We start from the raw sequence: 26,023 nt of genomic DNA, 5'->3' as shown, positions 1-26,023 counted from the left end.
GTCACAAAATGGCGCGCATCTTAGCACACTCCGGGGTAAATTACTCCGCCGTTGGGTTTGCCAGGAAGCGCACCGCGCGTTTTATGTCCCGCGTCCGCGGGGCGGGCGGCAGGCTGGCGAGGAAGGTGGCGCCGTAAGGGCGCATCACCAGTCGGTTATCACAGATCACCAGCACGCCGCGATCGGTGACGTCGCGGATCAAACGCCCTACCCCTTGCTTGAGGGTAATCACCGCGTCCGGCAGCTGAACCTCGTCAAACGGATCGCCTCCGCGCAGACGGCAATCTTCCATCCGCGCCTTCAGCAGCGGATCGTCCGGGGAAGTAAACGGCAGTTTGTCGATGATGACCAGCGAGAGGGTATCGCCGCGCACGTCGACCCCTTCCCAGAAGCTGCTGGTCGCCACCAGCAGGGCATTACCGGCAGAAACAAACTGCTGTAACAGCTGGCCTTTGCTGGTTTCGCCCTGCAGCAGAACCGGCAGCGTCATGGTGGCGCGGAACTGCTCGGCGAGGTCACGCATCATGGCGTGAGAGGTGCAGAGCATAAAGCAGCGGCCGTTGTTGGCCTCAATCATCGGTTTTAACATCGCCGCCAGATGGCGCGCCGCGCCCGGCTGGTTCGGCAGCGGCAGATTACGGGGAACGCAGAGCAGCGCCTGTTTTTCGTAATCGAACGGGCTGGGCAGGAGCAGCGATTCCGCCTCCTCAATGCCAAGACGTTCCGTGAAGTGATGCAGATCGTCATTCACTGACAGGGTTGCCGAGGTGAAGATCCAGCTTCCCGGTTTTTGCGCCATCACCTCTTTAAATTTATCCGCCACCGTCAGCGGCGTGAGCGCCAGCGTGAAATGCCGCGAGGTGCACTCATACCAGTAGCTGAAGCCCGGCTGGTTAATCTCTTTCAGCCGTTTGAGCCGCCCGCGATACAGTGTGGCGCGTTCAAACGCTGCATCTAACAGCGCGGAGCGTCCAAGCGAGAGTTTCGCCACGTCGTAGCAGAGTTCCAGGGCATCATCGAGCAGCAGCAGCGCGCGCTGGATATTTTTGTCCGCCAGCAGTTCGCGCAGGTTACCGCGATAGCCCGGCTCGCCAAGCTGTAAGCGGAAATCCTGCGCGCTCTGCGCCAGGCGGTCGGCGCACTTCTGCAACTGCTGGGTATCTTTTAATTCGGTGCGATAGGCGATGGTGAAATCTTTCGCCAGGTCCTGAAGCTGGCGGCTCGAGAGCGACTGGCCGAAATACTGGCTGGCGATATCCGGGAGCTGGTGCGCTTCATCAAAGATCATCACGTCAGCCTCGGGGATCAGCTCGCCGAAACCGCTGTCTTTGACCACCATATCCGCGAGAAACAGGTGATGGTTTACCACCACGACGTCGGCGTCCATGGCAGTTTTGCGGGCTTTAACCACAAAGCAGTCTTTGTACAGCGGGCAATCGCTGCCGAGGCAGTTATCGTTGGTGCTGGTCACCAGCGGCCAGGCAGGAGAGTCTTCCGGCACGCTCGCGCAGGTGCTGATGTCCCCCTCTTCGGTCTGGTTCGCCCATGACCGAAGGATAATGACGTCGCTCAGCGTCTGTACCGGCAGATCGCCACCCGCCAGCGCCTGCTGCTCGAGACGCTCAAGGCAAAGGTAGTTAGAACGCCCTTTCAGCAGAGCCAGACGCCCTTTGTATTTCAGCGCTTTCGCCACCGTGGGCAAATCGCGGCTGTAGAGCTGATCCTGCAACGCCTTCGATCCGGTGGAAATAATCACCTTCTTCTTCGCACGCAGCGCCGGAGCAAGGTAAGCATAGGTTTTACCCGTGCCGGTTCCGGCTTCGACCACCAGCGGCTGAGCCTTATCGATAGCGTGCGCAACGGCGTGCGCCATCTGACGCTGAGGTTCACGGGGTTTGAAGCCGGGGATAGCCTGCGCTAATTGACCTTCAGGGGAAAAATCGTCTGCCACGGTGCTCTCTCACTGTATTTTTGCACAGGGATTATGTCAGCCCATCCTTTCATGTGCCACCCCAAATAGTGACGACAGATGCACAATATGGCAGTCTTGCCGCCTGAATACGCAAAATAACGAGGAAACGTTTATGACGATTGTGCGCATTGATGCCGAAGCCCGCTGGTCTGATGTGGTGATCCATAACCAGACGCTCTACTACACCGGCGTACCGGCTAACCTGGACGCGGATGCGTTCGAGCAGACGGCGAACACCCTGGCGCAGATTGACGCGGTGCTGGAAAAACAGGGCAGCGACAAATCGCGCATTCTGGATGCGACGATTTTCCTGGCAAACAAGGACGATTTCGCGGCGATGAACAAAGCCTGGGATGCGTGGGTGGTAGCGGGTCACGCGCCTGTACGCTGCACCGTACAGGCCACGCTGATGAAACCGGAGTACAAGGTCGAGATCAAGATTATCGCGGCGGTGTAAGCACGATTACTCTTCTTGATCTTCATCTTCATCTTCGAATCGCGCCACGATCCGCTCGCCGGAATGACTGGCGCGAATCTCCTGAGCGACAACGGTAATCGCCTGTCCGCTGCTCATCCCCTGGGACATCAGTTCCTGGATACGTTCAACCGCTTTCTGCTGCTGTTCATGGCTCAGAGAAGGTAAACCTGCAAACATCGTCAACTCCTGCTAAATTATTCGCGCTAATTATTTCACGCTGCCCGGTAGTATGCCATACATGAACATGCGCTTCCCCACTGTTATTACCCTGCCCTGGCGTGCTGATGCCGCTGAGTTCTGGTTTGCTCGCCTGAGCCACCTTCCGTTTGCGATGCTGCTGCACTCCGGCCATGCGGATCACCCCTACAGCCGGTTTGATATTATCGTGGCCGACCCGGTCAAGACGCTGACAACCGATGACCTGCCGTTAACGGACGATCCGCTGGTGCAGCTTCAGCAAGCCATTAACGCGCTGGGCTTATCTGCCACACCGAACCCGGACCTGCCTTTTCAGGGGGGCGCGCTGGGCCTGTTTGGTTACGATCTGGGTCGCCGTTTCGAAACGCTGCCTGATCTTGCTCAGGATGATATTCCGCTGCCCGATATGGCGGTGGGGCTTTACGACTGGGCATTAATTGTTGATCACCAGAAAAAAACGGTTTCCCTGCTAAGCCATCGTGACGTGCAGGCGCGTCTGGTGTGGCTTGAGGCGCAACGGCCTGCACCTGCAGAGCCGTTCACGCTGACCTCCGACTGGTGTTCAAATATGAGCCCAGAGGAGTATGCCGAAAAATTCGCGCGCGTTCAGGCGTATCTGCACAGCGGTGACTGCTACCAGGTCAACCTCGCCCAACGTTTCCAGGCGACATACCGGGGAGATGAGTGGCAGGCGTTTACCCGTCTTAATGCCAGCAATAAGGCGCCCTTCAGCGCGTTTGTGCGTCTGGAACAGGGGGCGGTCCTCAGCCTGTCGCCCGAGCGTTTTATTCATCTGACCGAGGGCACGATTCAAACCCGTCCGATTAAAGGTACTTTGCCGCGTCTTGCCGATCCCGAGGCCGACCGCAAGCAGGCGGAAAAACTCGCCGCCTCCCCGAAAGACCGCGCGGAAAACCTGATGATCGTAGACCTGATGCGTAACGATATTGGCCGGGTCGCGGTGCCGGGCAGCGTCCGCGTGCCCGAACTGTTCGTCGTCGAGCCTTTCCCGGCGGTGCATCATCTTGTCAGCACCGTCACCGCACAGCTGCCCGCCTCGCGCACAGCCTGCGATCTGCTCCGCGCCGCGTTTCCGGGAGGCTCCATCACCGGCGCCCCCAAAGTGCGGGCGATGGAAATTATCGATGAACTGGAGCCGCACCGCCGCAACGCCTGGTGCGGCAGCATCGGCTATGTGAGCCTTTGCGGGACCATGGATACCAGTATCACTATCCGCACGCTAACCGCCTGCGACGGGAATCTGTACTGTTCCGCAGGGGGCGGCATTGTGGCCGACAGCCAGGTCGATGCGGAATATCAGGAAACTTTTGATAAAGTTAACCGTATCCTTCAACAGCTGGAGACCTGACGGGTGGAAAAAGAGAACCTGACGCTGGATGATTTTTTGTCGCGCTTTCAGCTTTTGCGACCTGCGGTGAACCGTGAAGCGCTGAATCAACGTCAGGCGGCGGTGCTGATCCCGGTGGTGCGGCGCGAACAGCCGGGCCTGCTGCTCACCCAGCGATCGCCGCATATGCGTAAACATGCCGGTCAGGTCGCCTTTCCGGGCGGCGCAGTGGATAGCACCGATGCGTCGCTGATTGCCGCCGCGCTGCGGGAAGCACAGGAAGAGGTCGCGATTCCACCGGAAGCCGTCGAGATCGTTGGCGTATTACCCCCTGTAGACAGCGTCACCGGTTTTCAGGTCACCCCGGTGGTCGGCATTATTCCGCCCGATCTTCAGTATCACGCCAGCGTCGATGAAGTCTCTGCGGTGTTTGAAATGCCGCTGGAAGAAGCCCTCCGACTGAGCCGTTATCACCCGCTGGATATTCAGCGTCGTGGACATGACCATCGGGTGTGGTTGTCCTGGTATCAGCATTATTTTGTCTGGGGCATGACGGCGGGCATCATTCGTGAGCTGGCGTTGCAGATCGGCCTGAAACCTTGACTATACTTTACATTCCACCCTTTTCTGGCAGGTTTGCGATCGCTGTCGCGCTATTAGCAAAACCATCGTTAACCATTAGTTTAATTCATGTGAATAGTTAAGCCGAGGTTGGTGTTCCCTCTTACACTATGCGCAGTTATAACATCGTTACTGGAACCCCGGTAACCCTGTCAGGAGTGTAAAAGTGATTAGTATATTCGACATGTTCAAAGTGGGGATTGGTCCGTCTTCTTCCCACACTGTAGGGCCGATGAAGGCCGGTAAACAGTTCGTCGATGATCTGGTCGAAAAAGGATTACTGGAAAGCGTTACCCGTGTTGCCGTAGATGTCTACGGTTCGCTGTCATTAACGGGTAAAGGCCACCACACCGATATCGCCATTATTATGGGTCTGGCAGGTAATATGCCGGACACCGTTGATATTGATGCCATTCCGGCATTTATCCGCGACGTGGAAGCGCGCGGTCGCCTGCTGCTGGCAAACGGCCAGCACGAAGTGGATTTCCCACAGGATGACGGCATGCGTTTTCGCAGCGACAACCTGCCGCTGCATGAAAACGGCATGACCATCCATGCGTGGAACGGCGAAAAAGAGATCTACAGCAAAACCTACTACTCCATCGGCGGCGGTTTTATCGTTGATGAAGAACATTTTGGCAAAGACAGCGTAGGCGACGTTAACGTGCCCTACCCGTTCAAATCTGCTACCGAGATGTTGGGCTACTGCAAAGAGACCGGCCTGTCGCTTTCCGGCATGGTGATGCAGAACGAACTGGCGCTGCACAGCAAGAAAGAGATTGAAGACTATTTTGCAAACGTCTGGCAAACCATGCGTGCCTGTATCGATCGCGGGATGAATACCGAAGGCGTATTGCCGGGTCCACTTCGCGTGCCGCGCCGTGCCTCCGCGCTGCGCCGTATGCTGGTGACGACGGACAAGTTCTCTAACGATCCGATGAACGTGGTCGACTGGGTGAACATGTTTGCCCTGGCCGTGAACGAAGAGAACGCCGCCGGTGGCCGCGTCGTGACGGCGCCAACCAACGGTGCATGCGGCATTGTGCCAGCGGTACTGGCCTACTATGACCACTTTATCGAACCGGTGACGGCGGATATCTACATCCGTTACTTCCTGGCGGCGGGTGCGATCGGTGCGCTGTACAAGATGAACGCCTCAATTTCTGGTGCGGAAGTAGGCTGTCAGGGTGAAGTGGGCGTAGCCTGCTCCATGGCGGCGGCTGGCCTCGCGGAACTGCTGGGTGCAAGCCCTGAGCAGGTGTGCGTGGCGGCTGAAATCGGCATGGAGCATAACCTGGGGCTGACCTGTGACCCGGTGGCAGGCCAGGTGCAGGTGCCTTGCATCGAGCGTAACGCCATTGCGTCGGTGAAAGCGATCAACGCCTCCCGTATGGCGATGCGTCGTACCAGCGAACCTCGCGTTTCACTGGATAAAGTGATCGAAACCATGTACGAAACCGGCAAGGACATGAACGCCAAATACCGTGAAACCTCACGAGGCGGTCTGGCCATTAAGGTGCAGTGCGACTAATACTTCCCTTCGCCCATCTGCAACGGATGGGCGAATTTTAACCTCACGCCTCGTCTCATTATGTAATCCCCACTACACTTTCTCTGTTGCGTCCGGCTTTTGGGGCTGGTGGCTTACAGAGCGACCGTTCATGCAAAAAGCACAAGCGATCATTAAAGATTATCGCCGAAAACGCGTTATCGTCTGTGTCACGGTTGCGCTCCTTACGCTCATCCTGACGTTGGGCATTCGGTTTATTTCGCAGCGTAACGTCAATCAGGAGCGCATCCAGAATTTTGCCGACCATACGGTACACTCCCTCGAAAAAGTGCTGCTTTCACTGGAAAACCGCCGAGATGTTTTACAGGCCCTGGTTGGACAGCCCTGCAGCCAGGCCCAACTGGTATTACGCAAACAGGCGGCCATTCTGCAGACCGTCCGCTCAATTGCCCTGATTAAAGATGGACTTCTCTACTGCTCGAGTATTTTCGGTTCACGCAGCGTGCCTGCAAGCACGTTCCTGCCGATTTTTCCCGCGCAAGAACCCCGGCTGGTATTGTCGACCGACCAGTGGTTGCTAAAGGGCAGCCCGATCCTCATTCAGTGGTATCCGGCCTCAGGTGACGGCGAAGACGGGGTGATGGAGATTGTCAATATCGACCTTCTCACCAGAATGATCCTTGAACCGCAGCGACCACTGATTACCGATGTGGGTTTATCCGTCGGTAATCATTACCTGCGCTACGGTCAGCAGGTTACGGATACCCTGACGTTTGATGATGGCGATGTGCTTCTGTCGCTGGCATCAGCGCGCTACCCCTTCAGCATCACCGTGAGCGGGCCGGGTCCAGGCTCAATAGCACTCAAAAATCTGCCGACACAATTACCGCTGGCACTGATGTTGAGCTTGCTGCTGGGCTACATTGCCTGGCTGGCCACCGCGCGTCGAATGAGCTTTACATGGGAAATCAACATGGGGCTTGCGGCGCGGGAATTTGAGCTGTTTTGCCAACCTCTGGTCAATGCCCGCACCCAGGATTGCGTCGGCGTTGAGATCCTGCTGCGCTGGAATAACCCTCGTCAGGGGTGGATCTCGCCGGACGTATTTATTCCTCTGGCAGAAGAACACAACCTGATTATTCCGCTCACCCGCTATGTCATCACCGAAACGGTACGTCAGATAGGCTACTTCCCGGCCACGTCCGATTTTCATATCGGTATTAACGTGGCCGCCAGCCACTTCCGCCACGCCGCCCTGCTGCAGGATCTGAATCAATCGTGGTTCAGTGCAAACCCGGCCCAGCAGCTGGTGGTTGAGCTTACGGAGCGCGATGCCCTGAGGGACGTGGATTACCGCATAGTGCGCGAGCTGCATCGAAAAGGCGTTAAGCTCGCCATTGATGATTTTGGCACCGGCAACAGTTCACTCTCCTGGCTCGAAAAGCTCCATCCTGACGTGCTGAAAATTGATAAATCCTTCACCACCGCCATCGGGACCGATGCCGTAAACTCAACGGTGACGGATATCATTATTGCGCTGGGCCAGCGGCTGAATATTGAACTGGTGGCGGAAGGAGTAGAAACCGAGGAACAGTCACGGTATTTACGTCGCCACGGGGTGCATATTTTGCAGGGATATTTCTTTGCGCGGCCAATGCCGCTGCGGGAGTTTCCGAAATGGCTGGCGGGAAGTTCTCCCCCGCCAGCACATCACAATGGACACATCGTGCCCTTAATGCCGTTACGCTGAAAAAGTTTACTCTTCTTCGTCGTGTGCAGATTGCTCTTTAACAATACGCACCATATCAACGCGATAGTCGTTGGCTTCGACAATGGTGATATGCAACGGCGGCAGTTCAATCACATCGCCGATACGCGGGATCTGACCGTTAACCGAAATCACAAGCCCTGCCACGGTGGCAATGTCTTCTTCATCGTTAATGACATTTTCCAGCCCCAGCGTGTGCGAGAGCGCGTGCAGGTCAGTAGTACCTTTGACCAACCAACCTTCGCCGTCCGCAACGATTTCCGGCGTTTCGTCCGCATCCGGGAATTCCCCCGCAATCGCTTCCAGTACGTCCAGCGGCGTGACAAGACCCTGAACCACGCCAAATTCGTTGGTGACGATAACGAAGCTACCGCGTGCGCGACGCAGCACGCCCAGCAGGTTGATGGGATCCAGCGTTTCCGGAACGACAATCGCAGGCGACGAGGCCGCAATCGCTTCCACGTTGACGCCCTCTTCCAGCGCCACCAGCATCTCTTTGGCACGGACCACGCCGATGATTTCATCCAGTTCGCCACGGCACACCGGGAACAGGCTGTGCGGTGAAGAGAGGAGCTGCTGGCGAATCTCGTCCACGCTCAGGTTGGCATCCACCCAACTGATTTCACCGCGCGGGGTCATTATCCCACGCAAGGAACGGGAGGCCAGGGAGAGCACGCCGTTGATCATGTAGCGCTCTTCTTCAACAAATGCCCCTTCAGGGACCGGAACCGGGTTACGGCTCTCGCTATCAGACTGCACGTTCACCTGGCGACGACCGCCCATCAGGCGCAGAATCGCATCAGCGGTACGGGCGCGCAGCGGCTGGTTTGACTGCTGCTTAATGAAGTTACGGCGCGCAATCTGGTTAAACAGCTCAATGATGATTGAGAAACCAATCGCGGCGTACAGGTAGCCTTTCGGAATATGGAAGCCAAAGCCTTCTGCCACCAGGCTGAGACCAATCATCAGCAGGAAGCTCAGACACAGCACGACCACCGTTGGGTGCTGGTTCACGAAACGCGTCAGCGGTTTCGACGCCAGCAGCATCACCGCCATCGCAATGACGACAGCCGCCATCATCACCGGCAGGTGGTTCACCATACCGACCGCGGTAATAACCGCATCCAGCGAGAAGACCGCGTCAAGCACGACAATTTGCAGAACCACGACCCAGAAGCTGGCATAGCCCTTACCATGACCATCATCATGCTGCCGGTTTTCAAGCCGTTCGTGTAGCTCCGTCGTCGCTTTGAAGAGCAGGAATATCCCCCCGATCAGCATGATCAAGTCACGGCCGGAGAAGGTGTAATCCATCACGGAGAACAGTGGCTTGGTCAGCGTGACCATCCACGAGATGACGGACAGCAAGCCCAGTCGCATGATCAAGGCCAGCGACAGACCAATCAGACGTGCTTTATCACGCTGTTTTGGCGGCAGTTTGTCAGCAAGGATGGCGATGAACACCAGGTTATCAATACCGAGAACGATCTCAAGTACGACCAGCGTGAGCAATCCTACCCAGATTGACGGGTCCATTAAGAATTCCATGACAAGCTCCTGCTAAAGGAATGACAAAACGGTGCCCCACTCAATGTGGGCAAAACAGAGGCAAACAGAGACGAGATCTGGCGAGGATCGCCGGCGAAAAAGGCGCGGAATGGCCTGGTAGATGACTGACGTCGGTGACGGTCCATATAGCGGGCTGTAGCCCTGTACTCCTGAACAATTAAACGGAGGCTAAACATATCAGAGATAACAGGTTTTACGCAAAGATTTACGTTCTTTTGCAAAAACGCAATAAGACTAAATTTGTGTTGAGAATTTTCTCGATCGGGAAAGCTAAATTACGGATCTTCATCACATAAATTATTTTTTCACTGTCTAAAATAATTCGCGGAAGTCTTAGTTAATTTAACTCTAACCCTTATCTGAATCGATTCGGTTCGCCAATACGATTCTCAGTACGTCTGCCCGACAGGCGTATTAATGATAATAAAAGGAGGTAGCAAGTGACCATTGCTATTGTCATAGGCACACATGGTTGGGCTGCTGAGCAGCTACTCAAGACGGCAGAGATGCTGTTGGGCGAGCAGGAAAACGTCGGCTGGATCGATTTCGTTCCCGGTGAAAACGCCGAGACGCTGATAGAGAAGTACAACGCTCAACTCGCGAAGCTGGATACCAGCAAAGGCGTGCTGTTTCTCGTCGATACGTGGGGCGGCAGCCCGTTTAATGCTGCCAGCCGCATTGTCGTCGATAAAGAGCACTATGAAGTTGTCGCCGGGGTGAATATCCCGATGCTGGTGGAAACCTTCATGGCGCGCGACGACAACCCGAGCTTCGATGAGCTTGTGGCCCTGGCGGTGGAAACCGGGCGTGAAGGCGTTAAGGCGCTGAAAGCGCAACCGGTTGAAAAACCCGCCCCGGTTGCGGCGGCACCGAAAGCTGCAGCCCCAGCGAAACCGATGGGCCCGAACGATTATATGGTCATCGGGCTTGCGCGTATTGATGACCGCTTAATCCACGGCCAGGTGGCGACACGCTGGACCAAAGAGACCAACGTTCGCCGCATCATCGTCGTCAGTGACGAAGTGGCTGCGGATACCGTACGTAAAACCCTTCTGACTCAGGTTGCCCCTCCAGGCGTTACCGCGCACGTGGTGGATGTGGCCAAGATGATCCGCGTCTACAACAACCCGAAATATGCGGGCGAGCGCGTGATGCTTCTGTTCACTAACCCAACAGACGTCGAGCGCATTGTTGAAGGCGGCGTGAAAATCACCTCCGTTAACATTGGTGGTATGGCTTTCCGTCAGGGCAAAACGCAGGTCAACAACGCGATTTCGGTTGATGAAAAAGATATTGAGGCATTCAACAAGCTGAATGCACGCGGTATTGAGCTGGAAGCCCGTAAGGTTTCCACGGATCAGAAACTGAAAATGATGGATTTGATCGGCAAAGTTGGGAAATAAGCCCGCGCCGGTTTTTCACATAAAGCTTATGCAATAGGAGAAGTACAATGGAGATTACCACTCTTCAGATTGTGCTGGTGTTCGTCGTCGCATGTATTGCGGGTATGGAATCCGTACTTGATGAATTTCAGTTCCACCGTCCGCTGGTGGCCTGTACGTTGATCGGTGCCGTTCTCGGTGATATGAAAACCGGTATCATCATCGGTGGTACCCTGGAAATGATCGCCCTCGGCTGGATGAACATCGGTGCAGCGGTTGCGCCCGATGCCGCGCTGGCGTCGATTATCTCAACCGTTCTGGTTATTGCCGGTCATCAAAGCATTGGTGCCGGTATCGCCCTGGCGATCCCACTGGCTGCAGCAGGCCAGGTTCTGACCATCATCGTGCGTACCATCACCGTTGCCTTCCAGCACGCGGCGGATAAGGCGGCCGAAAACGGCAACCTGACGGCGCTATCCTGGATCCACGTGTCGTCCCTGTTCCTGCAAGCGATGCGTATTGCGATCCCGGCGGTTATCGTGGCGATCTCTGTCGGTACGAGTGAAGTCCAGAGCATGCTGAACGCCATTCCAGAAGTGGTCACCGGCGGTCTGAACATCGCAGGCGGCATGATCGTGGTTGTCGGTTACGCGATGGTCATCAACATGATGCGCGCAGGCTACCTGATGCCGTTCTTCTACCTCGGCTTCGTGACCGCCGCCTTCACCAACTTCAACCTGGTCGCGCTGGGTGTGATTGGTGCAGTGATGGCGATTCTCTACATCCAGCTCAGCCCGAAATATAACCGCGTCGCGGGTGCCCCAGCGCAGGCTGCTGGTAACAACGATCTCGATAACGAACTGGACTAGCAGGTGAGCGAAATGGTTGATATGACAAAAACTACCACTGAGAAAAAACTCACTCCGGGTGATATTCGTGGCGTGTTCATTCGTTCTAACCTGTTCCAGGGTTCATGGAACTTCGAACGTATGCAGGCGCTGGGCTTCTGCTTCTCCATGGTACCGGCAATCAAACGCCTGTATCCGGAAAACAACGAAGCACGTCGTCAGGCGATTAAGCGTCACCTGGAATTCTTCAACACCCATCCTTACGTTGCGGCCCCCGTACTGGGCGTAACGCTGGCGATGGAAGAGCAGCGTGCGAACGGCGCAGAGATTGACGATGGTGCCATCAACGGTATCAAAGTCGGCCTGATGGGCCCGCTGGCCGGTGTCGGTGACCCGATCTTCTGGGGCACCGTTCGTCCAGTCTTCGCGGCACTGGGTGCCGGTATCGCGATGAGCGGCAGCCTGCTTGGCCCACTGCTGTTCTTCATCCTCTTCAACGCAGTACGCCTGCTGACCCGTTACTACGGTGTGGCTTACGGCTACCGTAAAGGCGTGGATATCGTTAAGGACATGGGCGGCGGCTTCCTGCAGAAACTGACCGAGGGGGCGTCAATCCTCGGCCTGTTTGTGATGGGGGCACTGGTTAACAAGTGGACGCACGTAAACATCCCGCTGGTGGTATCGACCATCACCGGCCAGGATGGTCAGACGCGTGTGACTACCGTGCAGACGATTCTGGACCAGCTGATGCCGGGCCTGGTGCCGCTGCTGCTGACCTTCGCCTGTATGTGGCTGCTGCGTAAGAAAGTGAACCCGCTGTGGATCATCGTTGGCTTCTTCGTCATCGGTATCGCGGGCTACGCTGTCGGTCTGCTGGGCCTATAAGTTTCAATGCTATACGCCGGGGGCTTGCCCCCGGTCTTTTTATCTGGAGGATGAATGACTGTCACGGACATCGTACTGGTTTTGTTTATTGTTGCCCTTATGGCTTACGCGATCTATGACGAGTTCATCATGCCCCGCCGCCACGGCGAGACGCTGCTTTCTCTTCCCCTTCTGCGACGCGGGCGCGTTGATGGATTCATCTTCGCGGGCCTGATCGTCATTCTGATCTACAACAACGTGACCAGCAACGGTGCACTATTAACCACATGGTTATTATGTGCGCTGGCATTAATGGCGATTTACCTGTTCTGGATCCGCTCGCCAAAAATCATTTTTAAAAAACACGGATTCTTCTTCGCCAATGTCTGGATAGAATATAACCGCATTAAAGAGATGAATTTATCCGAAGACGGTGTGTTGGTGATGCAATTAGAACAGCGTCGTCTGCTGATTCGGGTCAAGAATATTGATGACCTTGAAAAGATCTCCAGATTACTCCTTAAAACTCAATAGGTTATTATTATAGCATCGGCTATAAAGTCCGATATTCGCGTGCAGACAATATAGCCGTTGCTATATCCCCCATCATCTTAACTTATATTTATTAACGATATTTTCACGCATAAATCTAAATGAAAATCGTTATCAGAAAAGCAGCTAAATTAAGCCTGCTTCGTTGTTGTTTTATATTCTCAAAATATGTTAAGGTTGCGCCCGTCGTTGGGGAGTAGCCGATTTCCTGTTCTCAGGAAATGTACGTGTCAACATACTCGTTGAAAAACGTGGCGCGTACGGATCGCTTTCAGCACATTTCAGGTGTGTTGCGATCAGGCGAGACCATAGATACATCAACTGCTGTTTACTGGGGGCAGTGATGTGTCATATGGATATCCCCGGTCTGGACGCTGTTATGAACATCTCCGCTACGATCCTCCTTGCTTTTGGCATGTCCATGGACGCATTTGCTGCTTCCATCGGAAAAGGCGCCACGCTCCACAAACCTAAATTCTCAGAAGCCCTGCGTACCGGCCTGATTTTTGGTGCTATCGAAACGCTAACGCCGCTTATTGGCTGGGGTCTGGGGATGCTCGCCAGCCAGTTCGTGCTGGAGTGGAACCACTGGATTGCATTCGTCCTGCTGGTGTTCCTGGGAGGGAGAATGGTCATCGAAGGTTTTCGCGGTAACAGCGATGAGGATGATGAGCCACAACATCGCCACGGCTTCTGGCTGCTGGTCACCACGGCGATTGCCACCAGCCTCGATGCTATGGCGGTCGGTGTCGGTCTGGCATTCCTGCAGGTCAATATTATTGCAACTGCACTGGCCATCGGTTGCGCTACGTTGATTATGTCAACGCTGGGGATGATGGTGGGTCGGTTTATCGGCCCGCTGCTGGGCAAGCGAGCCGAAATTTTGGGCGGTATCGTGTTAATCGGTATTGGCGCTCAAATCCTCTGGGCGCATTTTGCCGGTTAAACCTCGCGCTGCCAGACGTGGATACTGAAATCAGTCTGGCAGCGAAAAACGGTCTGCTTTGATAACGTTTCCCACACCTCTGGTTTTGCCCGCCACGCGAACGGCGTCATCTGCAGTAACGCTACTGCCTCCTCCCCTTTGAGCTCCATTTCATACGCCACAGTGTGTTCCTGTTGCAGCATAAAACCCGGCAGCTGTTCAGAGTGAGGCACGTGCAAACGCACTTCGTCGTAAATCAGCCCTTTCAATTCCATTAGGTGCCGTGGTCCTGGCGTGACGGTGATCACCCAGCCACCCGCTTTCACTACGCGCGCCAGCTCTTCCGCTTTGCAGGGCGCATAAATGCGGATAATGGCGTCCATGCTGGCGTCGTCAAACGGCAGCCTGTGGCTGGATGCCACACAAAACGTTACGGCTGAATAGCGTTTTGCCGCCGCGCGAATCGCCACTTTTGCCACGTCCAGACCAAAAGTCTCTGCGCCCTTCTCGCGGGCAATCCCTGCAAACATTGCCGTGTAGTAGCCTTCGCCACAGCCGATATCCAGCACAGCGGTAGCATTATCAGGCAGGCGATGCGCCAGCACCTGTGCAACGGTATCGCGAAGCGGCTGGTAATGTCCTGCATCCAGAAACGCACGGCGTGCCTGCATCATCTCTGCACTATCACCCGGGTCGCGGGAGCGCTTGTGCTGCACAGGGAGAAGATTCACGTACCCTTCCCTGGCCATATCAAACTGATGTCCCTGCGGACAGGTAAAGCTTTTCTCTGAGCGCAGCAGATGCGCATGGCAAAGGGGACAACTGAAGGACATGACAACTCCGGGGGCATAAACTAAAGGGCGAAGTGTACCGCTATTCGCCCGTCTTATAAACGCCGGGGTTAACGCATGACGATAAGGTGGTCAGAATCCGCCGGTAGGCCATCCGGCCTCACATTCTCCAGACGCAGCACGTTACCCATAATTTCGCTGAACACCGGCGCGGAGACGGCACCGCCGTAGTAGGCGCCGTTTTGAGGATCGTTGATGACCACCACCAGCGCAAAGCGCGGATCGCTGGCAGGCGCAACGCCAGCAGTATAGGCAACATATTTATCGACATATTTCCCGCTGTCATCAATCTTCTTCGCCGTCCCGGTTTTCACCGCCACGCGATAATCACGTACTGCGGCCTTAACACCGCCGCCCCCCGGCAGCGCAACGCTTTCCATCATATGTTCGACTTCATGCGCAATCGCCTCTGACATCACCCGGCGCCCCATAACGGGAGGATCAATACGGGTAATAGAGAGTGGACGCTCAAGACCAAAGCTACCGATAGTGGCGTAAACATGCGCCAGTTGAAGCGGCGTCACCATCAGGCCATAGCCGAATGCAAACGTCGCCCTGTCGAGCTGGCTCCAGAATTTACGCTGTGGCAATAGCCCCGCACTTTCCCCCGTTAAGCCAAGGCCAGTGTTTGTGCCGAAACCAAAGTTTCGGTAGGTATCAATGAGATGCTGGACCGGCATCGCAAGAGAGAGGCGTGACACGCCCGTATCGCTCGATTTTTGTAGAATGCCGGTCATCGTCAGTTCAGGGTAGTAACCCACATCGCGGATACGGTGCCCGTCAAGCATGTACGGGTGGGTGTCAATCACGCTGTCCGGCTGTACCAGCCCCTGCTGCAGCGCCGTCATCAGCACCAGCGGTTTGACGGTCGAACCCGGTTCGAAGGTGTCGCTGATCGCACGATTACGGAAATCGTTTAACGTCGCCCCTTCGCGATTATTAGGGTTAAAATCCGGATAGCTTGCCATCGCAAGAATTTCGCCCGTCTGGATATTGATTAATACCGACGCCCCCGACTCGGCTTTATTCCACGCCACCGCATTATCGAGCGCATCTTCAGTGATAGTTTGCAGACGCTCATCAATACTCAGCTGAATGTTATGGGCAGGCACGGGTGCCACTTCCGTCAGATTTTCAACCACGTGCCCATAGCGGTCTTCCCTCACCTGTCGGACGCCAGGCTTGCCCATCAACTGAGTATTGAAACTTTTCTCGACACCTTCAATTCCTTGTCCATCGATATTGGTAAAGCCAATAAGATTGGCCGCCACATGTCCCGCAGGGTAAAAGCGGCGGGATTCATCGCGTAAATTAATGCCCGGCAGGTTGAGTTTGTCTATCCACTGCGCCTGTGAAGGATCGACCTGACGGGCCAGGTAAATAAACCGTCCCTGCGGATTGCTGTTTATTCGCGACGACAGCGTGCTCAAAGAGAGATGCAGCGCATTGGCCAGCGCCTGCCAGCGGTCGTCAAACCCTACGCCACCTTTTGCCAGTACCGTTTTAGGATCGGCCCATACCGCACGGACAGGCACACTCACCGCCAACGGCCTTCCCTCGCGGTCCACGATCATTCCGCGCGGAGCATCAATGGCGACCTCACGCAGCGAGCGCATGTCCTCCTGCTTAACCAGGTTGTCAGGTTTAACGATTTGCAGCCAGGCCACCCGGCCCAGCAAAAAAGCCAGACTGCAAAAAATAGCAAAACAAAGCAGAGCAAAACGCGCCGGAGTAAAGTTTCCGGTGGTCATTATGGTTTTCTTTTTCACCTGAGCCTCAGGGCTGTTGATCAACGCCCTGATTTAACGGGAAAAACCGATCTGAAGGAGAGGAAACAATGCTAATAACCTCGTAGCTTTGCAACAAGTTACTAACCAGAAGAGGTATGGTAATATTTTGAAAGATAACAGAATAAAAAAGCCCCGCGATACGCGAGGCTTTATATCTGAGATTGAAGCGCCAGGCACTTCAGTCAGCAGTGGTTCGATCAGATAGCAGTTACGTTAACTGCAGCTGGGCCTTTCTGGCCATCCTGAATTTCGAACTCAACGTTCTGGCCTTCAGCCAGAGTTTTGAAGCCATTACCCTGGATTGCAGAGAAGTGTACGAACACATCTTTGCTGCCGTCAGCAGGAGTAATGAAACCAAAACCTTTAGACTCGTTGAACCACTTAACTTGACCTTTAATCTTTGCCATTTGCAAAATTCCTTAGAGTGTTTTCTTAGCCCGCAGGCTTGACTGAGATAAAACTGAGACATTACTGCATGAGGCACTAATATAAGGTTCGGCAGAGAAGCGGTATTCAACGACAACGTGTTTACTCAGGACTTCTTTACTGAAAATGCCACACATAAACAGAACTGTACCTCGTTTGACCCAAAACGTGTTATCACACACAACGATTAATATGGCAAGCCATTTTTAAACGTGTCTCGATCCGCCGCACAAATTCAAACACTGCCCTGGTATGATCTGCACACTTATGCGCAACGATCATGGACAACGTGTGTTCTTTACACCGCCACTGCGCTATTACCGCAAGCGCTGTTATCTAAGACTTTTTTACCATAGACCATACTGTTCTTGCCGTCCAGATTCAGGGGTAACTTTCTTTAGGACATTGATTGCGTTAGAACATTTTGTGAAAACTTATGCTCAAAACATTCCAACGCATTGGGAATAGGACAATGCACATTTGGTGTTAATAAACATACTGACACTGCATTAAAAATCACCAGTGAATAAAGACTATGATGCACCAAAATAATGAAATTTTTATGACTCTGCCTCAAAACAAGGCAAGCAAAACGTTTCGATAAAAATAAAACAATCCTGAAGGACTATAAATACAAAATATATGCAACTATTGCGCGCATTGTTTAAAAGGATAAATATTCGCCAATTTTCAGTATCCTGAAGGAATTATTAACCGGTGCTACATTATTCAGTGCCTGAGTTAACGCATGGACGGGTTCATCAAGGGATTCATCTGCCAGTTCAAACACGCCCCAATGGATAGGAAAGGCCAGGGGTTGGCCGAGCTGCTGCCATAACGCCACGGCAGATTGCGGGTCCATGTGATGGACCGCCATGAACCATTCTGGTGCATAGGCGCCAATCGGCAACGCGGCGGCGTCAATTTTACCCAGACGTTCGGGTATCGTTAACAGATCCGGCGAATAGCCCGTATCACCGCTGAACCAAAAGCGGTGCTTTCGTCCCTCAAAGACCCAACCACACCATAATGAACGATTCCGGTTCCAGGGGGTACGCATACTCCAGTGCTGCGCCGGAACGGCTGTCAGGGTGATTCCCTGCCAGGTTATGCTCTGCCACCAGTCGAGTTGTACGATGTGCCTGGCTCCGCGACGGCGAAACCAGTCTGCCAGACCTAAGGGAACAAACAGCATTACGTCTGGAAAACGTTTCAGGATACGGCGAATGGTTGCATCGTCGAGATGATCGTAGTGATTATGCGAGATAACCACGGCATCAAGCTGCACAAGTTGTTCAACAGACAGTGCAGGAGGTGTTTTGCGCACCGGTCCTGCAAAAGGAAGCGGAGAAGCGCGTCGCGAAAAGACCGGGTCGGTCAGAATGGTGTTGCCATCCATCTGCACCAGCAGACTCGCGTGTCCAAGCCACCAGACCCCGTCGCCTTGTGGCTGTTTCAGCTCAACAGGTTGCCACCACTGGCGTATGAACTCGTCATATCCCAGCGCAGGCGGTTTAGGTAAACCTGCCGCTTTCCGCGCCTTACGCCAGCGCTCAACATCGCCGGGCTGATGTCCTACAGGTGCAGTATTGCGAAAGCCATTCGGCGTGTGATGGATCCGGGAGGGGTCATACCAGGGATTTTTCCAGACCACGGCCACCTCCCGCGAGCAACAGGTTATCGTTCGGCCACCAGACGGATAAAGTCGTCTTCGTCTTCTTTGTCTGCAGCGACCGCTTCTTTAGGGGCTTCTTTCTCTTCTGGTTCGTTTGCTTCGCACAGACGGCGCAGCAGCGCGTTTTGGCGCTTTTGCTGATCGAGCAGCGCTTCAAGCAATTCGATTTGCTCGTTCGTGCGCGAGCTGGCACGGTTGACGAAAAACCAAATGACCAGTCCAGCGACCAGAATAACCAACGAGACCATCAGGGATGCCAGATTTAGCAGCCCTGAATTCATTAACTCACCCATTTCACCACCTCAATAAAAACGCCCATTTTACCACTGGCGCGAAGGAAGGAAATGACCTTAGGAAAAAATGCGTCTTACCACGGAATAAACTTGTTGATTGCGCAAACGCCGCTAAAAAACTGTACATCCTGATCGCACATCACGTTGATAGTCTGTGTCCACAGCACCACACATGCCACCAACACGATAACCAGAATTACCCAGCGTATTTTTTTCACTCCACTCTCCGTTTTATGACCCGAGGCAGCCAGGTTATCACGGCTATCTTAAACAGCGTCTAACTGTACCCTCATCAAACTCTTTTCGGAATCGTGCACTTGTTTCACTGAGTAAACAGGTTAGGCTAAATGCATGACAACAACGATAAAGAGGCAATGATGCATTTAATCATTCGAACTATTATTGCACTGGCCGTTCTCTGGACTGGTCTTCTGTTAACCGGATATGGCGTGCTTGTGGGGAGCACCGAAAACGCTGCAGGTTTAGGTATCAAGTGTAAATATCTGACAGCCCAGGGCATGAGTACTGCGCAGTACATCCACTCGGACAGTGGGATCATCGGTTTGACCAACTGCCCCGTCCTGCGTAAATCGTCCGTAGTAATTGATAACGGCTAAATATCGCTGAACCGCATCCATGAAAAACGCCGCAAATGCGGCGTTTTTTTTATCCCTGCCGGGGTTAAAACGGATAATCGTTATAGCCCATCTGCTCAGAGATTTTACGCGCGGCAGTATGAAGAATTGCCACGTACTCATGCAGGCGTTCTTCGGAGAAGCGCAGCGTCGGGAACGAGATACTCAGGCCAGCAATAACAACACCGAAGCGGTCGAACACAGGAACGCCAATGCAGCGCAGCCCTTCTTCCTGTTCTTCGTTATCTTCACCGTAACCCTGCTCACGCACTTTATCCAACACCGCTAATAGCTCATCGGTGGTGGTAATGGTACGCTCCGTGCTGCGTTTGTATTCCACGCCAGAGAGGATCTGCTCCACCTCTTCACGGTCGCGCCATGCCAGCAGTACTTTACCAATGGCGGTACTGTAGAGCGGGTTCCGGCGACCAATGCGCGAATACATGCGCAGGTTATACATGGAATCAATTTTATGGATGTAAACAATGCTGTCCTCATCCAGTGCGCCAAGGTGGACCGTTTCTTTTGTCAGACGAGAAAGTTCGCGCATCTGAATATCCGCACTGCGGATCAGATCAACGTTTTGCAGGGCACGGGCACCCAGTTCGAACAGCTTCAGCGTCAGCGAGTATTTTTCAGATTCGCCTTCCTGCGCAACATAGCCCAGTGACTTCATGGTTTGCAAAAAGCGATAAACGGTGCTTTTCGACATCATCACACGCTGCGACAACTCTGTAATACCAATTTCACGCTCTTCTCCGAGCGCCTGTAAGATGCCAAACACCTTCAGCACGGAAGAAACAGAATCTGGCTGCTTATCCAAATCTGCAATTGCCATTTATCACCTCATGGAGAGTGTTTTATAAAAATCAGAACCGGTTTTTATTATAAATTCCCGTCATGCTAGCTGCAATCAATCCTCGTTTACTTCGTTACAAATCTGCGACATAAAACGGAATTAACAGTGCTAAAATAGTTACCCTGAGAATAATTTCCTACCGAGCTATTCACCCAAAATGCAAAAAATCCTTTCCGATGGTCTGCCTTTGCCCCAGCGTTACGGCGCTATTGCGACGATTATCATCGGTATTTCCATGGCCGTTCTCGACGGTGCCATTGCTAACGTTGCCCTGCCAACGATTGCCAGCGATCTGCAGGCTTCCCCTGCCAGTTCTATCTGGATCGTCAACGCTTATCAGATAGCCATTGTGGTTTCGCTGCTCTCATTCTCTTTTCTGGGCGACATGTTCGGCTATCGCCGGGTTTATCAGTGCGGGCTGGTGGTTTTTACCCTGACGTCACTTTTCTGCGCCCTTTCAGATTCGCTGCACACCCTGACGATAGCCCGTATTGCCCAGGGTTTTGGCGGCGCGGCGCTAATGAGCGTCAACACCGCGCTGATCCGCTTAATCTACCCTCAGCGCCATTTAGGACGCGGTATGGGGATCAACTCATTTATTGTCGCGGTCTCTTCTGCCGCCGGACCGACTATTGCGGCGGCTATTCTTTCAGTCGCCTCCTGGCAATGGCTTTTCGCCATCAACGTGCCGCTCGGCATCATCGCGATCGTCTTTGCCCTGCGCTATCTCCCTGGTAATGGCCCGAAAAGCACCATGCCCCGCTTTGATCTGCCCAGTGCGGTAATGAATGCCCTGACCTTTGGCCTGCTGATTACTGCTCTGAGCGGGTTTGCCCAGGGTCAGTCGTTAGCGCTTACCGGCGCAGAACTTGCCGCTCTGCTGGTTGTAGGCTTTTTCTTTGTGCGTCGCCAGCTTGCACTGCCGGTACCCTTGTTGCCGGTAGACCTGCTGCGTATTCCCCTTTTTTCACTGTCTATTTGCACCTCGATCTGCTCGTTCTGTGCCCAGATGCTGGCGCTGGTTTCCCTGCCCTTCTTCCTGCAGAGTGTGGTTGGTCGTTCTGAGGTTGAAACCGGGCTGCTGTTAACGCCATGGCCGCTGGCGACGATGGTGATGGCGCCGCTGGCCGGGTATTTGATCGAACGCGTGCATGCCGGACTGCTGGGTGCAATCGGGCTGGCGGTGATGGCAACCGGCTTGTTTGCCCTGGCTCTGCTTCCCTCATCGCCTACGGATCTGGATATCATCTGGCGCATGATCCTGTGCGGTGCGGGTTTTGGTCTGTTCCAGTCGCCGAACAACCACACCATTATCACTTCCGCACCGCGTCATCGCAGCGGGGGAGCCAGCGGCATGCTCGGCACGGCGCGTCTGCTGGGTCAAAGTACCGGTGCAGCACTGGTTGCGCTGATGTTTAACCTTGCCGGGCAGAACGGTAACCACGTTGCGCTCCTGACCGCAGGGTTCCTTGCTACCCTCGCGGCCATAATCAGCGGACTTCGGGTCACCCAGCCCGGCGTGAAGGCATAAAAAAAGCCGGGCGGAGTACTCTCCAGCCCGGCTTTTTTCGGTGTCTTCGCGTTACTTCAGGTATTCGCCACTGCGCAGCGCTTCAATACGTTTATCGAGCGGCGGGTGAGACATAAACAGCTCACTGAGTGATTTCGTTTTACCGTTAATGCAGAAGGCCATCATGCTGTTCGCTTCCTGCGGCTCGTAGCTGGTCTTCAGACGCTGCAGCGCAGCAATCATCTTCTCACGCCCTACCAGTTTTGCAGAGCCTGCATCCGCGTGGAATTCACGGTGACGTGAGAACCACATGGTAATGATGCTTGCCAGAATACCGAACACCAGCTCAAGTACCATCGAAACAGCGAAATAGATCAGCGGGTTTCCGTTGCTCTCTTCACCTTCGTCGCGGTTGCCCCCCATAAAGCCTGCCGCGATTTGCGCCAGGATACGAGAGATGAAGATCACGAAGGTGTTCACCACGCCCTGAATCAGGGTCATGGTCACCATGTCACCGTTCGCGATATGGCTGATTTCGTGAGCGATAACCGCTTCGGCTTCGTCACGGCTCATGTTCTGCAGCAGACCGGTGCTGACGGCAACCAGAGACGCATCACGACGTGCCCCCGTTGCGAAGGCGTTAATGTCCGGTGCATGGTAAATTGCAACCTGAGGCATCGCGATGCCTGCCTGCTTTGACTGCTGAGCCACCGTGTTCATCAGCCACTGTTCCATATCGTTACGTGGCTGCTCGATAACTTCACCACCGACTGATTTCAGCGCCATCCACTTCGACATCAGCAGTGAGATGAATGAGCCACCAAAACCAAACAGCAGCGCCATAATCAACAGACCCTGAACGCTGCTCGACTGAATTCCTGTCAGGCTTAGCACCAGCCCGAATACCACCATAACCGCCAGGTTGGTGAGCAGGAAGAGCGCGATTCGCATCATAATTTTCTTTTAACCTCTGTTTAACAAAACGCACTATGCGATTACCCACATCGTATGGGTATTGTGGCTATTTTCAAGGATTCGAGGGGTGTAAGTCACCAGAAAGACACAACTTTACACAATTGAAGAGCAGCTTGACGAGATGAAGCAGAACTAAAAAAAACAGGCACAATGTCTTGTGCCTGTTGAGGGATTATTTTGCAGGTGCCGGTTGCACTGCGGGTTTCTCTTTTTGCAGATTCGCCAGGTCGAGGGCGATATGCACCGTCTCGTCCAGATAAGGATCCGGCTCCTGGTAATCTTTTGGCAGATCGTCCAGTTTTTTGAGCAGAGGCTTACCTTCACGTTTGAAGCGATCGTTGATACGCGCCAGACGCGTTGCGTCATCCTCATTGTTCTCTTTTTCACGCTGAGCGTAATTAAGAGAAACAATGTTCCGTTTCGCCTTCAGGGCATTGAAACGCGCAATGTCCTTCAGGATGTACTGGAATTCAGGATCTTTCACGATGCGTTCGTTATGGTCTTTCAACAACGCAGGACCAAACTGAGTCATGTCGCCAGATTTCACGAACGTCGCAGCATTGATGCTGTCCCACGGCAACGCGTTATCTTCAAACTTCTCGCCCGTTTCGGTCTCTTCGGTGCCCGTTGGCATCATGATATCCGGCGTCACGCCTTTACGCTGCGTACTGCCACCGTTCACGCGGTAAAACTTTTGAATGGTGTACTGAACGGAGCCCAGCGCAGGCCATTCCGGGCGCAGCATCTGATCGTAAATACGGTTCAGAGAGCGGTACTGCTGAACGGTGCCTTTACCAAAGGTCGGCTCACCGACGATAAGCGCACGGCCATAGTCCTGCATTGCCGCGGCAAAGATCTCAGAAGCAGACGCACTGAAGCGATCGACTAACACCACCAGCGGGCCTTTGTAATAGACCACACCATCGGTATCGGCATCTTCACGCACTTTACCGTTGTTATCACGAACCTGAACTACCGGGCCAGACGGAATAAACAGACCCGACAGGGAAACCGCTTCGGTCAGCGCCCCACCGCCGTTGCTGCGCAGATCGATGATCACGCTGCTGACGTTCTGTTTTTCCAGCTTCTGTAGCTGCACTTTCACGTCGTCGGTCAGACCAACGTAGAAGCCAGGGATATCCAGAACACCGACTTTCTCTTTACCGACGGTTTTCACCGACATTTTGACAGCACGGTCTTCAAGACGAATGCGTTCGCGTGTCAGGGTGACGATACGGGTTTTCGTCCCTTTCCCTGCAGGCAGAATTTCCAGGCGAACTTTGCTACCTTTCGGCCCTTTGATCAGCGCAACCACATCGTCCAGACGCCAGCCGATCACATCGACCATGTTCTGTCCGGTTTGACCAACACCGACAATGCGATCGCCTACGCTAATCGCTTTGCTTTTGGAGGCAGGGCCACCTGCCACCATGGAGTTGATCAGGGTATAGTCATCGTCCATCTGCAGCACCGCGCCGATACCTTCCAGAGACAGGCTCATTTCGGTATTAAACTGCTCAGTGTTACGTGGGGAAAGATAGTTGGTATGCGGATCGATTTCGTGGGCGAACGCCGTCATTGCCAGGGAGAACACATCTTCACTGTTGGTCTGCGCCAGGCGACGGATGGCAAATTTGTAGCGACGGTTTAAGGTCTCACGAATTTCTTTCTCGTCTTTGCCGGTGAGCTTGAGGCTCAGTTCGTCATATTTAACTTTTCCGTCCCACAGCGCATTCAGCTCGGCTTCGTCTTTCGGCCATGGCGCTTTGCTGCGATCCAGATTAAAGGTGTCGTTGCCGGTAAAGTCCATTGGACGTTCCAGCACTTTCAGCGCGTATTGATAACGTTCAAAACGACGCTTTTGCGATAAATTATACAGATCGTAGAACAGATCCAGCTTACCGGAGCGCAGTTCGTCACCCACGTCGGATTTACGTTTAGCGAACTGTTCGACGTCGCTGGCCAGCAATACGTTATGGCTGTAATCCAGCAAGTTCAGATAACGGTCGAAGATTTTGGCCGAAAAGGCCTGATCGAGATCGAACTGACGATAGTGCGAACGAGTAAAGCGCGACGTCACGCGCTCACTCACCGTCGCGTGCTGCGTCTCTTCCTTCAATACCGGAATTTGATCAACACGCGTAATATCGTCCACAGCGAAGGCGTGACCTGTTATAGCAAACAGGCCCGCCAGCGCGGTGAGCTTAAAAAAAGTGTTCATGCCAGGCTTGGCCTCCGTTTCAGAACAACAAGTGTTCTGCGCGTACTATCATTGACATACCAGAAGTCAGCTGTACACGAACGCCGTCTTTGGTGATTTCCAGTACGGTGGCGTCCATCGCATTGTTACCCGCTTTGACCTTCAGAGCCTGACCGACGCTCAGTGCGTTAATGTCAGAAACTGGGGTATGGCGCTGCTCTTCACGAGGCGCGCGTGGGGCTTTAGCTGCTGGCTTGTCTGCACGCGGTTTGCGATCGTTATTCTCATTACGACGCGGTGCTGGACGCGGTTTACGCTCGCGACGAGGCGCATCTTCCTGACCATTTGCCGCAGCGGCTTCGCGTTTTTTCGCTTGCTGTTCGGCACGCTGTGCCTGAACGCGTGCTTTGGCTTCTTCCAGCTGCTTGCGCGCATGTTCAACGTGCTGCTCATCCAGTTCGCCGCAAGGGTTGCCGTCGAGATCAACACGGGTTGCACCCGGTTTGATACCGTACAGGTAACGCCAGCTAGACGTATAAAGACGTAAGGCAGAGCGAAGCTGCGTTTTGCTGAGATTCATCTCACCTTCAACGCGCGCGACCAGATCCTGAAAGATACCGACTTTCAGAGGACGAGCCTCACCTTCAGCGCTGAAGCACTGAGGAAAACGCTCGGCCAGAAATGCGATAACTTCTTTACTGCTATTCAACTTAGGTTGATTTTCCATGAAATTTCCTGATTACAACGGACGTTGCCAACTCGCGCAGGCATGAA

Annotated in this window: 26 protein-coding genes and 1 riboswitch; of the genes, 12 read left to right on the top strand and 14 right to left on the bottom strand. The window is 54.0% G+C overall.

Translation table 11 applies throughout. The features are described 5' to 3' along the window. Positions 1-40: 40 nt before the first annotated feature. Positions 41-1,951 carry a DNA repair helicase YoaA gene (gene yoaA / locus AC2T6E_RS10120; RefSeq protein ID WP_100166045.1) on the bottom strand — a complete coding sequence of 637 codons (1,911 nt, stop codon included), beginning with the start codon at positions 1,949-1,951 and terminating at the stop codon, positions 41-43. A gap of 133 nt (positions 1,952-2,084) precedes the next feature. Between yoaA and AC2T6E_RS10115 the strand changes: the two genes are divergently transcribed. Continuing rightward, positions 2,085-2,429, top strand: a complete 345-nt coding sequence (locus AC2T6E_RS10115) for a RidA family protein (protein ID WP_008500498.1) — start codon at positions 2,085-2,087, stop codon at positions 2,427-2,429. A 6-nt stretch (positions 2,430-2,435) separates the two neighbouring features. Here the strand turns inward: AC2T6E_RS10115 and AC2T6E_RS10110 are convergent, their stop codons facing one another. Beyond that, entirely contained in the window at positions 2,436-2,627 is a 192-nt protein-coding gene (locus AC2T6E_RS10110) for a YoaH family protein (protein ID WP_108417606.1), read from the bottom strand. Positions 2,628-2,688: 61 nt separating this feature from the next. Between AC2T6E_RS10110 and pabB the strand changes: the two genes are divergently transcribed. The 4 genes from pabB (at position 2,689) to AC2T6E_RS10090 (ending at position 7,877) form a co-directional block, all read left to right on the top strand. Continuing rightward, positions 2,689-4,017 (top strand): aminodeoxychorismate synthase component 1, encoded by a 1,329-nt coding sequence (gene pabB / locus AC2T6E_RS10105; protein WP_486691590.1) that lies wholly within the window; start codon positions 2,689-2,691, stop codon positions 4,015-4,017. 3 nt (positions 4,018-4,020) lie between these two features. Continuing rightward, the gene (locus AC2T6E_RS10100) at positions 4,021-4,599 is read left to right on the top strand and encodes a CoA pyrophosphatase (protein WP_108417604.1); all 579 of its coding nucleotides are present in this window, start codon (positions 4,021-4,023) and stop codon (positions 4,597-4,599) included. Between the two features lie 184 nt (positions 4,600-4,783). Further along, positions 4,784-6,148 carry an L-serine ammonia-lyase gene (gene sdaA / locus AC2T6E_RS10095; protein ID WP_010432687.1) on the top strand — a complete coding sequence of 455 codons (1,365 nt, stop codon included), beginning with the start codon at positions 4,784-4,786 and terminating at the stop codon, positions 6,146-6,148. 130 nt (positions 6,149-6,278) lie between these two features. After that, entirely contained in the window at positions 6,279-7,877 is a 1,599-nt protein-coding gene (locus AC2T6E_RS10090) for an EAL domain-containing protein (RefSeq protein WP_486691536.1), read from the top strand. Positions 7,878-7,883: 6 nt separating this feature from the next. Here the strand turns inward: AC2T6E_RS10090 and yoaE are convergent, their stop codons facing one another. Then, positions 7,884-9,443, bottom strand: coding sequence for a CNNM family cation transport protein YoaE (gene yoaE / locus AC2T6E_RS10085; protein WP_108417601.1), 1,560 nt, complete (start codon positions 9,441-9,443; stop codon positions 7,884-7,886). A gap of 461 nt (positions 9,444-9,904) precedes the next feature. Between yoaE and manX the strand changes: the two genes are divergently transcribed. From manX to mntP, 5 genes are all read left to right on the top strand, one after another. Continuing rightward, positions 9,905-10,867, top strand: a complete 963-nt coding sequence (manX, locus tag AC2T6E_RS10080; RefSeq protein WP_010432678.1) for a PTS mannose transporter subunit IIAB — start codon at positions 9,905-9,907, stop codon at positions 10,865-10,867. Between the two features lie 47 nt (positions 10,868-10,914). After that, on the top strand, positions 10,915-11,715 hold the full coding sequence (manY, locus tag AC2T6E_RS10075) for a PTS mannose transporter subunit IIC (RefSeq protein ID WP_008500490.1): 801 nt from the start codon (positions 10,915-10,917) through the stop codon (positions 11,713-11,715). Between the two features lie 12 nt (positions 11,716-11,727). Continuing rightward, a complete protein-coding gene (locus AC2T6E_RS10070; protein WP_006810994.1) occupies positions 11,728-12,579 on the top strand; it encodes a PTS mannose transporter subunit IID in 852 nt (283 codons plus the stop codon). A 54-nt stretch (positions 12,580-12,633) separates the two neighbouring features. Then, entirely contained in the window at positions 12,634-13,092 is a 459-nt protein-coding gene (locus tag AC2T6E_RS10065) for a DUF986 family protein (RefSeq protein ID WP_089598210.1), read from the top strand. Between the two features lie 197 nt (positions 13,093-13,289). Further along, positions 13,290-13,480, top strand: a riboswitch (yybP-ykoY riboswitch). Between the two features lie 9 nt (positions 13,481-13,489). Further along, entirely contained in the window at positions 13,490-14,056 is a 567-nt protein-coding gene (gene mntP, locus AC2T6E_RS10060; RefSeq protein WP_010432671.1) for a manganese efflux pump MntP, read from the top strand. On the opposite strand, the gene rlmA is transcribed toward mntP, so the two are convergent. The 7 genes from rlmA to mgrB all read right to left on the bottom strand — a co-directional run bounded on the left by rlmA (position 14,053) and on the right by mgrB (position 19,288). Next, positions 14,053-14,868 carry a 23S rRNA (guanine(745)-N(1))-methyltransferase gene (rlmA, locus tag AC2T6E_RS10055; protein WP_486691531.1) on the bottom strand — a complete coding sequence of 272 codons (816 nt, stop codon included), beginning with the start codon at positions 14,866-14,868 and terminating at the stop codon, positions 14,053-14,055. The genes mntP and rlmA overlap by 4 nt on opposite strands. A gap of 68 nt (positions 14,869-14,936) precedes the next feature. Continuing rightward, on the bottom strand, positions 14,937-16,637 hold the full coding sequence (gene ftsI / locus AC2T6E_RS10050) for a peptidoglycan glycosyltransferase FtsI (protein WP_249218130.1): 1,701 nt from the start codon (positions 16,635-16,637) through the stop codon (positions 14,937-14,939). Positions 16,638-16,873: 236 nt separating this feature from the next. Then, positions 16,874-17,083 (bottom strand): transcription antiterminator/RNA stability regulator CspE, encoded by a 210-nt coding sequence (gene cspE / locus AC2T6E_RS10045; protein WP_001062678.1) that lies wholly within the window; start codon positions 17,081-17,083, stop codon positions 16,874-16,876. A 12-nt stretch (positions 17,084-17,095) separates the two neighbouring features. Then, positions 17,096-17,239 carry a DUF2627 domain-containing protein gene (locus tag AC2T6E_RS10040; protein ID WP_052302290.1) on the bottom strand — a complete coding sequence of 48 codons (144 nt, stop codon included), beginning with the start codon at positions 17,237-17,239 and terminating at the stop codon, positions 17,096-17,098. Between the two features lie 527 nt (positions 17,240-17,766). Continuing rightward, positions 17,767-18,756: an MBL fold metallo-hydrolase gene (locus AC2T6E_RS10035; protein WP_416719199.1), complete on the bottom strand. Its 990-nt coding sequence runs from the start codon at positions 18,754-18,756 to the stop codon at positions 17,767-17,769. Between the two features lie 23 nt (positions 18,757-18,779). After that, positions 18,780-19,070 carry a YebO family protein gene (locus AC2T6E_RS10030; RefSeq protein WP_238459437.1) on the bottom strand — a complete coding sequence of 97 codons (291 nt, stop codon included), beginning with the start codon at positions 19,068-19,070 and terminating at the stop codon, positions 18,780-18,782. A gap of 74 nt (positions 19,071-19,144) precedes the next feature. After that, positions 19,145-19,288 (bottom strand): PhoP/PhoQ regulatory lipoprotein MgrB, encoded by a 144-nt coding sequence (gene mgrB, locus AC2T6E_RS10025; protein ID WP_089598207.1) that lies wholly within the window; start codon positions 19,286-19,288, stop codon positions 19,145-19,147. 159 nt (positions 19,289-19,447) lie between these two features. Between mgrB and AC2T6E_RS10020 the strand changes: the two genes are divergently transcribed. Continuing rightward, complete coding sequence (locus AC2T6E_RS10020; protein ID WP_029485125.1) at positions 19,448-19,687, top strand: YobH family protein; 240 nt, start codon at positions 19,448-19,450, stop codon at positions 19,685-19,687. 64 nt (positions 19,688-19,751) lie between these two features. Here AC2T6E_RS10020 and kdgR read toward each other — a convergent pair whose 3' ends face one another. Next, positions 19,752-20,543 carry a DNA-binding transcriptional regulator KdgR gene (kdgR, locus tag AC2T6E_RS10015; protein WP_010432655.1) on the bottom strand — a complete coding sequence of 264 codons (792 nt, stop codon included), beginning with the start codon at positions 20,541-20,543 and terminating at the stop codon, positions 19,752-19,754. A 178-nt stretch (positions 20,544-20,721) separates the two neighbouring features. On the opposite strand from kdgR, the gene AC2T6E_RS10010 reads away from it, so the two are divergent. Next, entirely contained in the window at positions 20,722-22,095 is a 1,374-nt protein-coding gene (locus tag AC2T6E_RS10010; protein ID WP_126816324.1) for an MFS transporter, read from the top strand. A gap of 51 nt (positions 22,096-22,146) precedes the next feature. Here AC2T6E_RS10010 and htpX read toward each other — a convergent pair whose 3' ends face one another. From htpX to proQ, 3 genes are all read right to left on the bottom strand, one after another. Further along, positions 22,147-23,028, bottom strand: a complete 882-nt coding sequence (gene htpX, locus AC2T6E_RS10005) for a protease HtpX (protein WP_108417596.1) — start codon at positions 23,026-23,028, stop codon at positions 22,147-22,149. Positions 23,029-23,221: 193 nt separating this feature from the next. After that, on the bottom strand, positions 23,222-25,270 hold the full coding sequence (gene prc / locus AC2T6E_RS10000) for a carboxy terminal-processing peptidase (protein WP_126816323.1): 2,049 nt from the start codon (positions 25,268-25,270) through the stop codon (positions 23,222-23,224). 19 nt (positions 25,271-25,289) lie between these two features. Beyond that, on the bottom strand, positions 25,290-25,976 hold the full coding sequence (gene proQ / locus AC2T6E_RS09995) for an RNA chaperone ProQ (protein ID WP_042717984.1): 687 nt from the start codon (positions 25,974-25,976) through the stop codon (positions 25,290-25,292). Positions 25,977-26,023: the final 47 nt, after the last annotated feature.

The organism is Enterobacter sp. B79-1, from assembly GCF_057444735.1.
The sequence above is the reverse complement of the archived record's forward strand: the minus strand, read 5'-3'. Positions and strand labels throughout refer to the sequence as shown.